Origin of the sequence: Streptomyces olindensis, assembly GCF_040645895.1 — a bacterium.
Taxonomy (GTDB): domain Bacteria; phylum Actinomycetota; class Actinomycetes; order Streptomycetales; family Streptomycetaceae; genus Streptomyces; species Streptomyces olindensis.
The window spans coordinates 33,895-48,410 of sequence record NZ_JBEYZD010000069.1 but is presented as its reverse complement, the minus strand read 5'-3'; the positions used below and the strand labels follow the sequence as shown (position 1 = coordinate 48,410).

Sequence of the window (14,516 nt, the reverse complement as noted above, 5' to 3'; positions counted from 1 at the left end):
GCCACCGCGGTCAGGGCGATGCGTCCGGCGAGGGACTTGCGCAGTTCCATCATGTCGCGCTCCTCTTCTTACGGCTGGCCCCCAGCGAGGTCACGGCCTTGACCAGCAGCAGTCCGGCCAGGGTGAGCACCAGCAGGATCACGCCCTGCGCGGCGGCCCCGTTCCACTGGTTCTCCTTGGTGACCTGCTGGTTGATGAGGGTGGCGATCATGGTCTGGTCGGGTCCGCCCATCAGGGCCGGGGTGATGTAGTAGCCCAGCGAGAGGATGAAGCTGAGCAGTCCGGCGCTGGCCAGGCCGGGGGCGACCAGTGGCAGGTAGATGCGGCGGAAGATGGTCACCTTGCCCGCGCCCATGCTGGACGCGGCCGCGAGCAGGCGCCGGTCCACGCCGCGCATCACGCCGTAGAGCAGCAGCACGGTGTACGGGAGCATCATCGAGGTGGTGCCGATGACCACGCCGAGCTCGTTGTAGAGGAGCTGGAACGGCGCTCCGGGTACCGACATGGCGGTCAGGGTCTCGTTCACCAGGCCCTTGTCGCCGAGCATGATGATCCAGCCGTAGGTGCGCACCAGGGCGCTGACGAAGTGCGGCACGACCACGACCAGCATCGCCAGGCCCGCAAGGATGGGCTTGAGCCGGGTGATCGCCTGAGCCAGGACGAACCCGAACACCAGGCTCAGCACGGCTGTTTCGGCGGAGATCCGCAGCGTGGTGATCAGCACCGACAGGTTCACACCCGTCAGTGCGTCGGCGTACCAGTGCAGGGTGAACGAGCCGTCGGCGTTCTTCAGGCTCAGCAGCAGCGTGGAGAAGATCGGATAGACGAACAGCACCAGCAGGTAGACGACGACCGGCAGCGCGTACAGGATCCCGACCCGGGTCCGGCGCGAGGCCAGCAGTTTGCGGGGGCGTGCGGGGGTGGTGGCGGTGAGGGTGGCGGCCATGACTCACCCCGCCTGTTCGTCGGCGAAGAGGTTGACGTCGTCCGGGTCAGCGGTGATGCCGACACGCTCGCCGGCGACGGGGCCGCGGCCGGCCGGAACCTCCAGACGCAGCAGCGGCGACTGACCGCCGTCGATACGCACACCCGCGCGTACGAGGGTGCCCACGTAGGTGGCGGTCTCGACGGTGCCGGTACAGAAGCCGTCGTCGGCGGTACAGGCCCGCAGCCGGCCCGGCTGCACCGCGACCTTCACCGACGCGCCGGAGGGCAGGTCGTGGCGGCGGGCCTTGATCAGGCCGCCGCTGCCGTCCAGACGGACCAAGGTGTGCTCGTCGGTGTGCTGCTCCACGCGGCCGGGCAGGAAGTTGGCCGCGCCCAGGAAGTCCGCCACGAAGGGGGTCTTCGGCCGCTCGAAGAGTTCCCTCGGGGTGTCGAACTGCTCGATCAGGCCGTTGCGCATGACCGCGATGCGGTCCGACATGACCAGCGCCTCTTCCTGATCATGCGTCACATAGATGACGGTCAGGCCGAGTTCCTGCTGGATGGTCTTGATCTCGACCTGGAGCTGGTCACGGAGCTTCTTGTCCAGGGCGCCCAGTGGCTCGTCCATGAGGATGACCGGCGGGCGGTAGACCAGCGCGCGGCACAGGGCGACCCGCTGCTGCTGACCGCCGGACAGCTCACGCGGCTTGCGGCCGCCGAAGCGGGACAGGCCCGCGATCTCCAGCGTCTCCCCCACCCGGCGACGGATCTCGTCCTTCGGCACACCACGCAGGGTGAGCGGGAAGGCGACGTTCTCCTGCACGGTCATGTGCGGGAAGAGCAGGTACTGCTGGAAGACGAAGCCGAGGCCGCGCTTCTGCGGCGCCAGCCGCGTCATGTCGCGGCCGCCGACGGTGATGGTGCCGGAGTCGGGTTCACAGAACCCGGCGATCATCATCAGCGTCGTGGTCTTGCCCGACCCGGAGGAGCCGAGGAAGGTGACGAACTCCCCCGCCGCGATCTCCATCGACGCCTCGTCAACCGCGACGACGTCCCCGTAGGTCTTGCGCAGGGCCACGACCGACAGCGCCTTGCCGGTCGCGGTGGCCGGCTTGTCACCGGCCACCTTCAACGACGGTGCCGCGATACCGAATTCACCCACGAGCCCACTCCAACCAGCGCTTGGTGACGGCCGACTCGTTCTTCAGCCACCAGTCGACATCCGCGTCGAAGCCCTCGTCGTAGTACTTCGGCGCACCCGCCAGCGCGTTGCGCTCGTCCTCCGTGAGCTTCGCGTAAGCCACCGGGGACGACGGGTTCGACGGGAACGCCTTCGCCAGCGCGGCCTGGCTCTCGGCGCGCAGGGCGAAATCCATCAGCTGGTAGGCGTTGTCCACGTTGGCCGCGTCCCTGGCAATGGCGTAGCCCTGGAACTGGCGGCGCATGCCGTTGAGCTGCCGCTGCACCGGGACGCCCTGCTTCTGCAGGTCGGCGAGCCGGCCATCCCAGACGGTGGACATCGTCACTTCCTGGCGGCTGAGCAGTACACCCGGCAGCGGGCCGCTGTCCCAGAACTTCTTGATGTCCGGCCGGAGCCGGGTCAGCGCCTTGAACGCGCGGTCCACATCGAGCGGGTACAGCTTGTCCATGGGGACGCCGTCGGCCAGCAGGGCGAACTCCAGCTCCGGCAGGTCACCGTCCGGGTGGACCATCGCGCGGCTGCCCTGGAACGCCTTGGTGTCCCAGAAGTCCGCCCAGGACTCGGGCTTGCGGCCGTCGAAGGCGTCGGTGCGGTATCCGATGCACTGGCCGTAGAAGCTGTGGCCGATGGCATGGTCGGTGATCTGGGCCTCGGGGATCTTTGCGGTCTTCAGGCTCTTGATCCGGTCGCGGTCCAGCGTTTCCAGGGCGTCCTGGGCCACGTACTTGTGGTGGGACATCATCGAGTTGTTGATGAGGTCGCACTGCGGGCGGCCCTGCTTGATCTGGGCCAGCAGCGGGGCGTCGTCCAGGTTCAGCACCTTCACCTGGATGCCGGTCTCCTGCGTGAACGGCGTGTAGATCGCCTTCTGCAGAGCCGCACCATAGGAGCCGCCGCTGTCACGGACGACCACCGTCTTGCCGCCGCCCTTGCCATCCCCCGCCGCCGCACGGCTGGTGCCGGTGCCGCAGGCGGTGAGGGAGGGCAGAGCGGCGACGGCGGCCAGGCCGCCCACGCCGCGCAAAAGCGCTCTACGGCTGACCTGGGAACCATTCATGACAAAACTCCTCATTCAGGTACATATGGGACCAGCAGTGCGGGGGCCAGACGGCGACGCGCAGGGGGCCGGGGGTCCTCACCAGCGCCGAGCATGAAGGCCTACTCCGGCGACATCGTTCGGCAGACGAGACGGAGAACAGGACGTTCCGCCCAGCGCTGCTGATGTCCAGCGGGGATGTCCAGCAGGGATGTTCGGAAAGCGGATGTTCAGAAGGCGGTGTATCCGCCGTCGACGGTCAGGACCGATCCGGTCACGTAGGACGACTCCGACGACGCGAAGAAGAGCACCGCGTCAGCGACCTCTTCGGGGGTGGCGAGGCGCTGGAGCGGGATCTGGCTCTCGCGCTCGCGACGGTAGGCCTCGGGGTCGGGCCTGCGCTGGAACGACGCTTCGATGACCGGAGTGGCGGTCAGCCCCGGAGCGACGACGTTGACGCGGATGTTGCGCGGGGCCCATTCGATCGCCGCGCCCTTGGCGAGCATGATGAGGCCGCCCTTGGCGGCGGAGTACAGGACTTCCCCGGGTTTGCCGACCATGCCGAGCCGGGAACCGACGCAGACGAACGAGCCTCCTGCGGGGGGCATCAGCGGCGCGAAGTGCTTCATCACCAGGAACGCGCTGAGCAGGTTGCTCTCGAGCACGTTCTTCGCGTCGTCGTAGGTCATCTCGGTGAGCGGACTGGTGGCTTGCAGGCCGTGGTTGAGGACGACGACGTCGAGGGTGCCGAAGGACTCCGCGGCCTGCTTGGCCAGGTGTTCGACGAACGCCTCGTCATTGAGGTCTCCGGGCACGTACAGGTCGTCGGGTTCAGCGCTGTCGAGTCGCTCCCTGCGGCCGGTGAGCAGCAGCCGCGCGCCCTCGCGGCGGAAGTGGGAACTCACCGCCTCGCCGATGCCGCTGCCGGCACCGGTCACCAGGGCGGCGACGTTGTTGAGTCTCATGTCAGACATTCCTTTACGGGGGAGGTCGGTCGGTTGCGGGCTCGGCCACGAAAATCTCGTCCCGCCCCCTGTCAGTTGAGGAATCCGCGGGCGTCGACCGGCCACCGCTGAAGCGACGTGCCCGTGCTGTCGGTGACGATCAGTTCCTCGAAGCCGAGGACGACCGGGCACACGTGGTTCGGCACCACCGGTACGACGCTGCCGACGCCGGGGCGGAACTCGCCGCCCGGCAACGGGAGGAATCCGTGGTACTCGTTGAGCTTGGCCAGCACCGCCTTCGTGCCGGCGATGCCGCCGTAGCCGAGTTCGGGGCTGCCCTCACGGCTGAGGGCTTTGGTGCCCACGTCGAGAACGACCTGGTCGGGGACCCAGTCGCTGACCACGGTGCCGGCGACGAACAGCGCGATCTGGTCTTCCGTGCAGGAGCCCAGCCGGGCGTTGTTCAGATCGCCGAAGACGTACTCGCCGGGACGGATCTCGGTGATCACGCCGCTGGTGGCGAACTCCAGGGTGGGAGTGGAGCCGGCGCTGACCACCTCAGCGGTGACCCCGACGACGGCGAGACCGCGTACCGCGGTGGTGAGCGCGGCCTCCTGGTCCTGCGCCGCGCGCCGGCGAGTGTCGGGGCCGGCGCTGCCGTGGCCTGGATAGGTGAAGACGCCCACCGGTACCAGACCGCGCTTGCGGGCGGCGCGCGCGAGGTCGCCCGCGACCTCGGGCGGCGCCCCGGAACGACGGGCGCCACAGTCGACCTCGATCACGACCTGCAAGCGGTCCGGTTCGTCTCCCATGGCGTCGGCGAGGGCCTCGATCGCCGGGACGTTGTCGACGCCGACCCGCAGCCGGGCGGACTCGGCGAGCCGGCGGATCCGGGGTCCCTTCGTACCCGCAGGCCAGATCGGGTAGGCGAGGAAGATGTCGTCGAATCCGGCCGCGGCGAAGACCTCGGCCTCACCGACGTTTCCCGCGGTGATCCCGACCGCGCCGGCCTCGACCTGACGCCGCCCGATCTCCACGCACTTGTGCGTCTTGACGTGCGGCCTGACCTTGAGGTCGTGCTGGTCGGCGAAGCCCTGAACGCGGTCGATGTTGCCCTGCATGACGTCGACCAGCACGATCGGCGCGGGGGTGTCGATCCGCTCGACCAGAGCGTCGAGTGCTCGTTGCAGCCGGTTCACGCTGCCCTCCTTGTGGTTCTGGCTGGAATGATCGGGGGGCACGGGTGCCGGCTGCCCCTGGATGCCGAGCGTGCGCGGTCCGCGAGATCGCGCGCACTTGCGTGCGGGGCCGTCGGCCCCGTCCTACACAGCGGTGCAGACCATCTGGATCTCGACCGGACTCTTGAGCGGCAGCCCGGCGACACCGATGGCGGTGCGGGCGTGCCGTCCGTTCTCGCCCAGCACCTCGATGAGCAGTTCACTGGCCGCGCCGGCGACGTTCGACTGCTCGCCGAAGTCCGGCGTGCCGGCCACGAAGACCAGCATCTGCACGATCCGGACCCGGTCCAGGTCGCCCACCGCCTGCGCAGCGGCGGCGAGGCAGTTGAGCGCTGCGTGGCGCGCGAGTTCCCGCGCCGTCTCCAGGTCGACGTCCCGGCCGACGATGCCCTGGCCCATCAACCGACCGTCTTTGTATGGCAGTTGGCCCGAAATGTAGATGCTGGAGTCCACACTCCGGTGGTGCACGTAGTGCGGGTTGTCACGGAGCTCGGGAAGGGCCAGGCCCAAGGCCTGGAGCCGGCCGGAAGCGGAGTCGGTGTTCGCTGCCGAGGTCACGGACCCGCTCATCGGGTCACCAGCACGGACGACGCGCCAGGGGACACACCCTCGCAGTTGGCCACGAGCGCCCGGTTCGGGTGAATTCTGATCATCTGCACTCGGCTCTCCTCTCGAGTAACAGGGGGCGACGAATCTCGTATGGAGGCTGAAAACACTCAGTCGATTGTCGTTTGTCGACCATATGAGGGCCTGTCGAGCGCTGTCAATACAGGCTTCAACCTCTGAGTGCGCTGATCCCGCGTCGCCGTGCCCTACGGGGTCTTGTCGTCCGGGTGGCGAGCCGGCCGGGAGACTTCACGCAGCCGGCATCGCCTCACGCGTGCCGGTGCGTGCGCTCCCCCGGGTCTTCCGTCCCGGCTCGCAGCCCCATGGGGAAATGGGCAGCCAGTTCCTGACGGAACGCGTCGGTGTCGCCCTCCAGGGCGACCGTGGCCAACCTCTCGTGCTCGACGACCAGTTGATGCGGGTCGTCGCTGTACGTGCGGTGATCGACGCTGAGGTGCAGGCGCAGCTTCGTCTCCCAGCCGCTCCACAGGCTCTGCAGGACGCCGTGGCCCGAGAGATCGTAGAAGAGCCTGTGGAAGCGAAGATGCGCGTCGATGCTGGCGGGGATGTCGTCCTTCTCCATCGCCCGGCGGAGATCCTCGACGGTCTGCAGCAGCCGGGGCCGCTCAGGGCCGCGCAGCGCTTCGGCCGAGAGCTCGGCGGCGTACGGCTCGACACGCAGCCGGACCGAGTCGATCTCGGCGACCTCGCGAGCACTCACCTCGACGACGAACGCCCCCCGGTAGGGGATCTTGACGACGAGCCCTTCCTCCTCCAGCTTGGTCAGCGCCTCACGCAGCGGGGACCGGCTGATCCCGAGATCAGAGGCGATGTGCGCTTCGCGCAGCTGGCCACCAGGAGGTACGGTCCCGTCGAGGATGGCGGCGCGCAGTGTGCGGTAGACACCTTCCGGCGTCGTCGTCCGCTGCTCCTGCCACTCGAACTTGTGGTCCACCCCGGGGCCCTCCCTCGACGCTCGCCGACCATTTGGTCGTTTGTCGACTATACCCTTGCGGTTTTCGCGTCCAGCCCCTCATCGACAGCCCCGTTGACAACCCCATTGACAGCCCAGGAGCATCTGGTCGACAATCGACAAAGGCAGATGGTCGACAATCGACCAAAGCGGAGCTGCTCCGCTGAGGCACTAGGAGGAACCGTGGGATTCGACATCAAGCCCAAGTTCGCGACGTTCGACATGAACGGAACACTGATCAAGTTCAGCATCAACGACACGATGCGTGAGGTGCTGGGCGACCGGCTGCCGGCCGAGGTCGCCGATGAGTACCTGCGGATCTGCAAGGCGTACCGGATCGACGAGTGCACGGGCGCGTACCAGCCGTTCCACCAGATCGTCGCGCGTTCCATGGAACGCGCCTCGCGCAGCGTCGGTCTCGAGTACCGCGAGGACGAGGCGCGGGCGGTGTACGAGCGCATCCCCACCTGGGGCCCGTACCCCGGTGTCACCGAGGCGCTGAACCGCCTGGCCGAGGCAGTCCCGCTGGTCATCATCACCAACAGCGACACGGCGCACGCCGTGCGCCTCGCGGAGAACCTCAAGGCCCCGATCGAGGTCGTCATCAGCGCCGAGGAGATGGGCGTCTACAAGCCGCGGCTCAGTGCGTTCGAGTACATGTTGGACAAGCTCGGCGTGACACCCGACGAGATCGTGCACGTCTCCGCCAGCCCGATGTACGACCTGCGCTCCGCGGCCATCATGGGCATCGAGAACAAGGTGTACATGGACCGCGGCTGGGAGCACGACGAGCACTGGCTCGGCTACGAGCGGATCACCGACATCGCCGACCTCCCGGTCCTCTTCGGCCTCCCGCGCCCCTGACGCCTGAGCGGAGAACCGAGGACTGGAGATACCCGTACTCGCCGGCGACGCGTACGTCTGCACGACCGGGTCCGGCTCGTGCAGACGCCGGTCTTCTGGCCGGTACGCCGGACTTCGGCGAGCGGTCACAGGTCCCCGCCTCTCCCCCGTCGGCGGGGCTCCACCGCCTTCCCGTACCGACGCCGTTCCCAGACACAGAGGAAGGACGCGCATGAACGCCCTCGCGGCGCCACCCCGAAACGGAGAGCTCGGCTTCTGGGTGGCCCAACTGGCCGACAGGAGGCCCTCGTTCCCCCGTTTCACCGGCCAGGACTCCGTCGACGTGGCCATAGTCGGCGGCGGCTACACCGGTCTGTGGGCGGCGTACTTCGCCAAGAAGCTCGAACCGTCGCTCACGGTGGCCGTCTTCGAGGCCGAGCAGGTGGGCTACGGCGCGTCAGGGCGCAACGGTGGCTGGCTGTCGGCCATGCCGCCGGGGAACCGTGCCACCTTCGCCCGCGCCGGAGGAGGGCTGGAGGCGAGCCGGGGGTTGCAGCAGGAGTTCGTCGCCGGCGTCGACGCGGTCCTGGACATCCTCCAGGCCGAGGGCATCGACGCGGATCAGCACAAGGGGGGCGCGCTCGTCGCCGCCCACACCCGGGCGGGGCTGGGCCGACTCGTCACCCGGCGTGATGCGGACCTGAAGTACGGGCTGACCGACGACGAGGTCCACCTGCTCGACCGGGACGAGTTCCAGTCCCAGGTCAACATCTCCACCGTCCACGGCGGGCTCTACTACAAGCACTGCGCGCGGATCCACCCCGCGAAGCTCGTCTACGGCCTCGCCGACACCCTGACCTCCATGGGGGTCAGGATCTACGAGGGCAGCCGCGTGGACAGTGTCGGAGGCAGGACCCTCACTCTGGCCGGCGGGCGGGTCACCGCGGCGAAGACGTTCATCTGCACCGAGGGGTATTCGGGCCAGTTGCTGGGCCGCCGGAGCCTGATCCCGGTCAACTCCTCGATGATCGTGACCAAGCCCCTGCCGGAGGAGGCGTGGCAGCAGATCGGCTGGGACGGGCCCCAGTGCCTCAACGACTCCGCGCACACGTTCATCTACGCCCAGCGGACGTCGGACGGCCGTATCGCCATGGGAGGCCGCGGTGTCCCCTACCGCTTCGGCTCCGGCACAGGGGGAGCCGGGGCGACCGCCCGGTCCACCATCGACCTGCTCTCGCAGAAGCTCGGTTCCTTCTTCCCGGGGATCCCCTTCGAGGTGGATCACGCCTGGTCGGGAGTCCTGGGCGTCACGCGGGACTGGAACGGCGGCGTGCTCTGGGACCCGGCATCGGGCGTCGGATCGTCCACCGGCTACGCAGGGCACGGCGTGACGTCGGCCTACGTCGGCGGCAGGACTCTCGTGGAGCTCGCCTTCGAGAAGGAAACCGAACGCACCACCCTTCCCTGGGTCGGCCACCGGGCACGGAAGTGGGAACCGGAACCCATCCGCTGGCTGGGCGTCCACGCCATGTACCGGCTCTTCGGTATTGCCGACCAGTGGGAAGAGCGCAGGGGTTCCAGCAGGACCTCACTCCTGGCCAGATTCGGCAGCAGGCTCGCCGGACTTCACGAGTAGACGAAAAGGACCTGCTCACATGGACGCAGAACTCGCAGTCATCGGCTTGGGCAGCATCGGAAGCATGGCCCTGTGGCAGGCCTCCCGGCTGTCCGGCTCGGTGGTGGGCTTCGAGGCCGCCACACCCGCCCACGGCCGCAGTGCCGTCGGCGGGGACACCCGCCTGTTCCGCATGGTCTACCTCGGGAGACCCGACTACTACCCGATCATCGAACGCTCCCGCAGTCTCTGGGCGGAGCTCGAAGCGGAAACCGGGCAGCACATCTTCCTCCCCACCGGGGGCCTGTCCATCGGGACGGCGAACGGCGGCTTCATCAACAGCCTCCTCGAGACGACGCGCAGCACCGGAGCCGAGCACCGCGTCCTCGGCCGGGAGGAGTTGGCGGAACGCTACCCCCAGCACAACCTCCGCCCCGACGACTGCGCCGTCTACGATCCCCGCGCCGGCGTTCTGCGCACCGACCGCGCCGTCAGCGCCGCCGTCGCGGCGGCCCGGGCCAACGGCGCCACCGTCCTGCAGAACACACCCGTGGAGAGCATCACCGAAACCGAACACGGCGTGGTCGTCACCTCGGGTGACAGAACCTGGACGTTCGAGAGGGTCATCGTCGCCTCGGGCGGCTGGTCCCGAAGGCTCATGCCCGACCGTCTCAAGGCCGTCACGGAAACCCATCGGATCGTCCTGACCTGGTTCATCGCCCAGGACGGCACGCAGTTCTCGCCGGAGAGATTCCCCGTCTTCAGCCGGCTGTACGAGGATCGCTCCTTGTACGGGGCACCCGCCGTCGATGGCGTGACGGTCAAGGCATCGGTGGACGGACCGCCGGCCGGGCGGGCGAGGGCGACCCCCGACCCGGCCTCCGTGCCCAGAGAACTCACCCCGGAAGAAATCGAAAGGGTCACCGAGACCGTCAGCGAGTTCTTCCCCGGCCTCACCCCCACCATCGTGCGCTCCGACGCCTTTCCCGAGCTTTTCACCGAGGACAGGCATCCCCTCCTCGGCCGGCTGGACGACGACAGCAGGATCTACTGTGCGACCGGATTCTCCGGAAAGGGCTTCAAAATGGCCACCGGCTACGGCCACATCGCCGCACACGAGGCGCTCGGCAAGCAGACCGTCGACGGCCTGGACTTCATGCGTCCGGACCGGTTCGGGACCGGAGGGACTCAGGGCGTTTAGGACATCCCGCCGGGCGGGTCGGCCGCCGCCCCTCCGGCCTGCGGTTGCGTGGGCCGGAGGGGCGGTGGTGCCTGGTCAGCGTCGCGTCACTCGCCGCCTCCCATGCGCAGGAAACTGGCCGTGGCCTGCGCGTACCGCCGTCCCGACGCGTCCTCCAGCCAGGACTCCGCGGTGGCGGTCGACCGCCCGACGTGGAGCGTGCGGGCCACCGCGCGCACCGTTCCGGACTCCCGGGACAGTTTGCGGATGAAGTTCAGGCTCAGGCTGACGGTGCTCACCACCGACTTGTCCTCCAGCGACGCCTGGACGGCGATCCACATCGCGGCGTCCAGCACGGTTCCGGCGACTCCGCCGGCCACCACGCCGATGAGGTTCTCGTGCCGCTCCTCCGGCACGAACTCGATGACCGCCCGGCCGGGCGCGGCCTCCGTGACCCTGAAGTTCAGCAACTGCCCGATCGGCGGATTGGGCAGGTCCCCGTCGACGATGCTCTTCAGCAGCTCGTCGCGCGACATCCCGAACGCGCGCAGCAGCGCCGCGCGGGGATCGGCCCAGCTGACCTCGAGCGTCCTCTCCTCGCCGTCCGTGCCCGCCGGGACACTCGTCTGCGTCATCTCACAACCTTCTCTCCGGGAGACCGTCCACGGTCACGAAAGGGTCTTGTCGATCAGTGCGAAGATCTCGTCGCCCGTGGCCGATTCGACCGCGGCGGCGGTGATCTGCGCGGTGGGCTCGCGCTCCTCCAGCACCTCCGCGACGAGCGCGCGGAGCTGCCGGGCCAGCCGCACCTTCTCCGAGCCGGACGTGATCTGCGAGAGCACCGTCCGCAGCGACTCGACGTGCTGCTCGACGGCCCCGTCCGGGCCGCCGTCCTCCAGGCGCGACAGGAGCAGCTTCGCCACCGCCGCCGTGGTCGGGTGGTCGAACACCAGGGTCGACGGCAGCGACAGTCCGGTCGCCTTCGCCAGCCGGTTGCGGAACTCGACTCCGCCGAGCGAGTCGAACCCGAGTTCCGTGAACGGCGCCTCGACGGGGATCGCCTCGCCGCTCGTGTGACCGAGCACGGCCGCGGCCTGGTCGCGGACGAGGTCCACGACGAGCGCCTCCCGTTCGTCCGGCGGCGCCGACGCGAGCCTGCGCGTCAGCTCCCCGGTGTCGTCCGGCTGCCGCACGGCCGTCGGCACGAGCCCCCGCAGGACGGCAGGCAGCAGTCCGTCACGGGCCTGCTCCGCGAGTCGCGCCCGGCTGAACCGGGTCGCGGCCACCACCGGCCGTCCGGCACCGACGGCCAGGTCGAACAGCGCGAGCCCTTCGTCCTGGCCGAGCGCCTGCAGCCCGATGCGCTCCAGCCGCGACAGCCCCGCGTCACCCAGTCCCCGGGTCATGCCCGAGTCCTGCTGCCACGGGCCCCAGGCGACCGAGACGGCGGGCAGGCCTTCGGCGGCGCGGCGACGGGCGAGGGCGTCGAGGAAGCTGTTCGCCGCCACGTAGTTGCCCTGTCCGGGCGAGCCGAGCACGGCCGCCGCCGAGGAGAACAGCACGAACGCCGACAGGTCGTGCTCGCGGGTCAGTTCGTGCAGGTTCAGCGCCGCGTCGACCTTCGGCGCGAGGACCCGGTCCACCTGCTCCGGGGTCAGGGTCTCCACCATGCCGTCGTCCAGGACGCCGGCCGAGTGGACGACGGCGGTCAACGGCGCGTCGGCGGGCAGGGCGGCGAGCACGTCCCGGAGTGCCGCGCGGTCGCCCGCGTCGCACGCCGCCACCCGCACCTCGGCCCCCGCGGCGCGCAGCGCGGCCACCAGCTCCGGTGCGCCCTCGGCCTGTTCACCGCGCCGCGACACCAGCAGCAGGTGCCGGACGCCGTGCGCCTCGACGAGGTGCCGGGCCACGGCCGCGCCGAGCCCGCCGGTGCCGCCGGTGACCAGCACCGTGCCGGACCCGAAGGACACCTCCGAGGCGCTCGCCCCCATCCGGGCCAGGCGGGGGGCGAGCAGCCGCCCGTCGCGCAGCATCAGTTCGGGCTCCTCCGCTGCCGCCGCCCGGGCCGCCGTGGCGGCGGGCAGTTCCCCGCCGTCATGGTCGACGAGGGTGATGCGGCCGGGGTGCTCCGACTGCGCGCTGCGCACCAGCCCCGCCACCGCCGCCGCGACCGGATCCGGCGCCTCACTGGGCAGCGCCGCCGCGCCCCGCGTGGCCACGACCAGCGGCGACTCGGAGGACCCGCGGTCGGCGAGCCACTCCCGCAGCATGCCCAGCGTCGCCCGGACGGCGGCGTGCACCGCCTCGGCGCTCCCGTCCCCGTCGGGGCACACCGAGCCGGCGTTCCACACGACCGGTTCGGCGACCGGTTCGGGGACCGGCTCCGAGCCGTGGCCCGCGCCGGCGACCTCGACCCATTCCAGGCCCAGCATCGCCCCGTTGACGCGTTGCGCCGCGTCACCGAGCGAGCGGGCCTCGACCGGGCGGGCCCGCAGCGACTCGACGGTCAGCACCGGCGCCCCCGTCTCGTCGACCAGCTCGATCCGGGCCTCGTCCTCGCCCGTGCGGACGATACGGGCCCGTACCGCCGAGGCGCCGGCGCGGTGCAGCCGGACCCCGGAGAACGAGAACGGCAGCGGCAGCCGTCCCGGCGGCATCGCCTGGGCGAGCCCGTCGATCACGGCGTGCAGCGCCGCGTCGAACAGTGCCGGGTGGATGCCGAAGCCCGGCGCGGGCGCGAGGGCGGGGGCGGTGTCGTCCAGCGCCAGCTCGGCGAAGGCCTCGTCGCCGCGCTGCCAGGCCACCGACACCCGCCGGAACGCCGGCCCGTACTCGAACCCGAGATCCGCCAAGCGGCCGTACAGGTCCTCGCCGCGCAGCCGTTCGGCGTCCGCGGGCGGCCAGGTCCCCGCCGGCACCCGGGTGGTGTCGGCGGGTGCCAGCACGCCCTGGGCGTGCAGCAGCCAGTCGTCGTCGGGCGCGTCCTGCCCGGCCGTGCCCGACACCCGCCTGGAGTGCACCGCGAAGGTGCGGCGGCCGGCTCCGTCCACGGGACCGACGCCGACCTGGACGTCCACGGCCGTGTCGGCGGCCAGCGGCAGCGGGGCCTCCAGCAGCAGTTCCTCGACCGTCCCGACGCCCACGTGGGCGCCCGCGCTCAGCGCCAGCTCCACGAACGCGGTGCCCGGCAGCAGCACGGAACCGAGGACGGCGTGGTCGGCCAGCCAGGGGTGGGTGGCCAGGGACAGCCGGCCGGTGAACAGCCGCTCGTCCCGGCCCGCCAGCCGCACGTCCGCCGTGAGGAACGGGTGGGCGAACGACAGCAGCCCTGCCCGGCTCAGGTCTCCTGTAGCGGAGAGGTCGGCTTCGAGCCAGTAGCGCTGGTGCTGGAAGGCGTAGGTGGGCAGAGCGATGTGCTTGCGCGGGCGGCCCGGGAACAGCGGGGCCCAGTCCACGGTGATGCCGGTCGTGTGCGCCTGGGTGAGCATCGTGACGAACTGCTCGTGCTCGTCGTGGTCGCGGCGCGCGGCCGCTGCCACGAAGGCCCTGGCCTCCTCGGGGAGGCTCTGGCGGGTCATCGCCGCCAGGACCGCATCCGGACCGACCTCCAGGAAACGGCGCACGCCGGAGGCGAGGAGTGTCTCGACGCCGGGGGCGTAACGGACCGCTGCGCGGACCTGACGGACCCAGTAGGCGGGGTCCAGCAGTTCGTCACCAGCCAGGTCACCGGAGACGTTCGAGACGAGCGGTATACGCGGGGCGTTGTAGGTGACCTCGCGCGTGACGGCGGCGAAGTCGTCCAGCATTGGCTCCATCAGAGCCGAGTGGAAGGCGTGGCTGACCTGGAGACGCTTGGCCTTGCGACCGGCCTCGGTGAACCGCTGCTCGACCTCCGCGATCGCGTCCTCGTCACCCGAAACGACAATGGCCCCGGGGGCGTTGACCGCGGCGAT

The 14,516-nt window shown here is 70.0% G+C and carries 12 protein-coding genes (1 of these 12 running past the window's edge); 3 read left to right on the top strand and 9 right to left on the bottom strand.

Annotated features, from left to right (window positions below; genetic code table 11):
- Positions 1-49: 49 nt before the first annotated feature.
- From ABZ948_RS32460 to ABZ948_RS32430, 7 genes are all read right to left on the bottom strand, one after another.
- The gene (locus ABZ948_RS32460; RefSeq protein ID WP_359765594.1) at positions 50-946 is read right to left on the bottom strand and encodes an ABC transporter permease; all 897 of its coding nucleotides are present in this window, start codon (positions 944-946) and stop codon (positions 50-52) included.
- 3 nt (positions 947-949) lie between these two features.
- Complete coding sequence (locus ABZ948_RS32455) at positions 950-2,089, bottom strand: ABC transporter ATP-binding protein (RefSeq protein ID WP_359765592.1); 1,140 nt, start codon at positions 2,087-2,089, stop codon at positions 950-952.
- A complete protein-coding gene (locus tag ABZ948_RS32450; RefSeq protein ID WP_359765590.1) occupies positions 2,082-3,185 on the bottom strand; it encodes an ABC transporter substrate-binding protein in 1,104 nt (367 codons plus the stop codon). The genes ABZ948_RS32455 and ABZ948_RS32450 overlap by 8 nt, the downstream gene beginning before the upstream one ends.
- A gap of 209 nt (positions 3,186-3,394) precedes the next feature.
- Complete coding sequence (locus ABZ948_RS32445; RefSeq protein WP_359765588.1) at positions 3,395-4,129, bottom strand: SDR family NAD(P)-dependent oxidoreductase; 735 nt, start codon at positions 4,127-4,129, stop codon at positions 3,395-3,397.
- Between the two features lie 71 nt (positions 4,130-4,200).
- Positions 4,201-5,307 carry an alanine racemase gene (locus ABZ948_RS32440; protein WP_359765586.1) on the bottom strand — a complete coding sequence of 369 codons (1,107 nt, stop codon included), beginning with the start codon at positions 5,305-5,307 and terminating at the stop codon, positions 4,201-4,203.
- A gap of 123 nt (positions 5,308-5,430) precedes the next feature.
- On the bottom strand, positions 5,431-5,916 hold the full coding sequence (locus tag ABZ948_RS32435) for a RidA family protein (protein WP_359765585.1): 486 nt from the start codon (positions 5,914-5,916) through the stop codon (positions 5,431-5,433).
- A gap of 304 nt (positions 5,917-6,220) precedes the next feature.
- A complete protein-coding gene (locus ABZ948_RS32430; RefSeq protein WP_359765583.1) occupies positions 6,221-6,907 on the bottom strand; it encodes a GntR family transcriptional regulator in 687 nt (228 codons plus the stop codon).
- A 201-nt stretch (positions 6,908-7,108) separates the two neighbouring features.
- On the opposite strand from ABZ948_RS32430, the gene ABZ948_RS32425 reads away from it, so the two are divergent.
- The 3 genes from ABZ948_RS32425 to solA all read left to right on the top strand — a co-directional run bounded on the left by ABZ948_RS32425 (position 7,109) and on the right by solA (position 10,584).
- Positions 7,109-7,789 (top strand): haloacid dehalogenase type II, encoded by a 681-nt coding sequence (locus tag ABZ948_RS32425; RefSeq protein WP_359765581.1) that lies wholly within the window; start codon positions 7,109-7,111, stop codon positions 7,787-7,789.
- A gap of 211 nt (positions 7,790-8,000) precedes the next feature.
- The gene (locus ABZ948_RS32420; protein WP_359765579.1) at positions 8,001-9,404 is read left to right on the top strand and encodes an NAD(P)/FAD-dependent oxidoreductase; all 1,404 of its coding nucleotides are present in this window, start codon (positions 8,001-8,003) and stop codon (positions 9,402-9,404) included.
- Positions 9,405-9,423: 19 nt separating this feature from the next.
- Positions 9,424-10,584, top strand: coding sequence for an N-methyl-L-tryptophan oxidase (solA, locus tag ABZ948_RS32415; protein WP_359765577.1), 1,161 nt, complete (start codon positions 9,424-9,426; stop codon positions 10,582-10,584).
- Between the two features lie 86 nt (positions 10,585-10,670).
- Here the strand turns inward: solA and ABZ948_RS32410 are convergent, their stop codons facing one another.
- The gene (locus tag ABZ948_RS32410) at positions 10,671-11,198 is read right to left on the bottom strand and encodes a PaaI family thioesterase (protein WP_359765575.1); all 528 of its coding nucleotides are present in this window, start codon (positions 11,196-11,198) and stop codon (positions 10,671-10,673) included.
- Positions 11,199-11,231: 33 nt separating this feature from the next.
- Positions 11,232-14,516: the end of an SDR family NAD(P)-dependent oxidoreductase gene (locus ABZ948_RS32405; RefSeq protein ID WP_359765573.1), read on the bottom strand. It continues 12,534 nt past the right edge of the window; the window shows 3,285 of its 15,819 coding nt (coding positions 12,535-15,819); its start codon lies off the right edge, out of view; its stop codon occupies positions 11,232-11,234.

Bases quoted from the DNA above. Each gene is read 5' to 3' on its own strand.
- ABZ948_RS32460 (WP_359765594.1), bottom strand. From the start codon at position 946: ATGGCCGCCACCCTCACCGCCACCACCCCCGCACGCCCCCGCAAACTG.
- ABZ948_RS32450 (WP_359765590.1), bottom strand. From the start codon at position 3,185: ATGAATGGTTCCCAGGTCAGCCGTAGAGCGCTTTTGCGCGGCGTGGGC.
- ABZ948_RS32445 (WP_359765588.1), bottom strand. From the start codon at position 4,129: ATGAGACTCAACAACGTCGCCGCCCTGGTGACCGGTGCCGGCAGCGGC.
- ABZ948_RS32435 (WP_359765585.1), bottom strand. From the start codon at position 5,916: ATGAGCGGGTCCGTGACCTCGGCAGCGAACACCGACTCCGCTTCCGGC.
- ABZ948_RS32420 (WP_359765579.1), top strand. From the start codon at position 8,001: ATGAACGCCCTCGCGGCGCCACCCCGAAACGGAGAGCTCGGCTTCTGG.
- solA (WP_359765577.1), top strand. From the start codon at position 9,424: ATGGACGCAGAACTCGCAGTCATCGGCTTGGGCAGCATCGGAAGCATG.
- ABZ948_RS32410 (WP_359765575.1), bottom strand. From the start codon at position 11,198: ATGACGCAGACGAGTGTCCCGGCGGGCACGGACGGCGAGGAGAGGACG.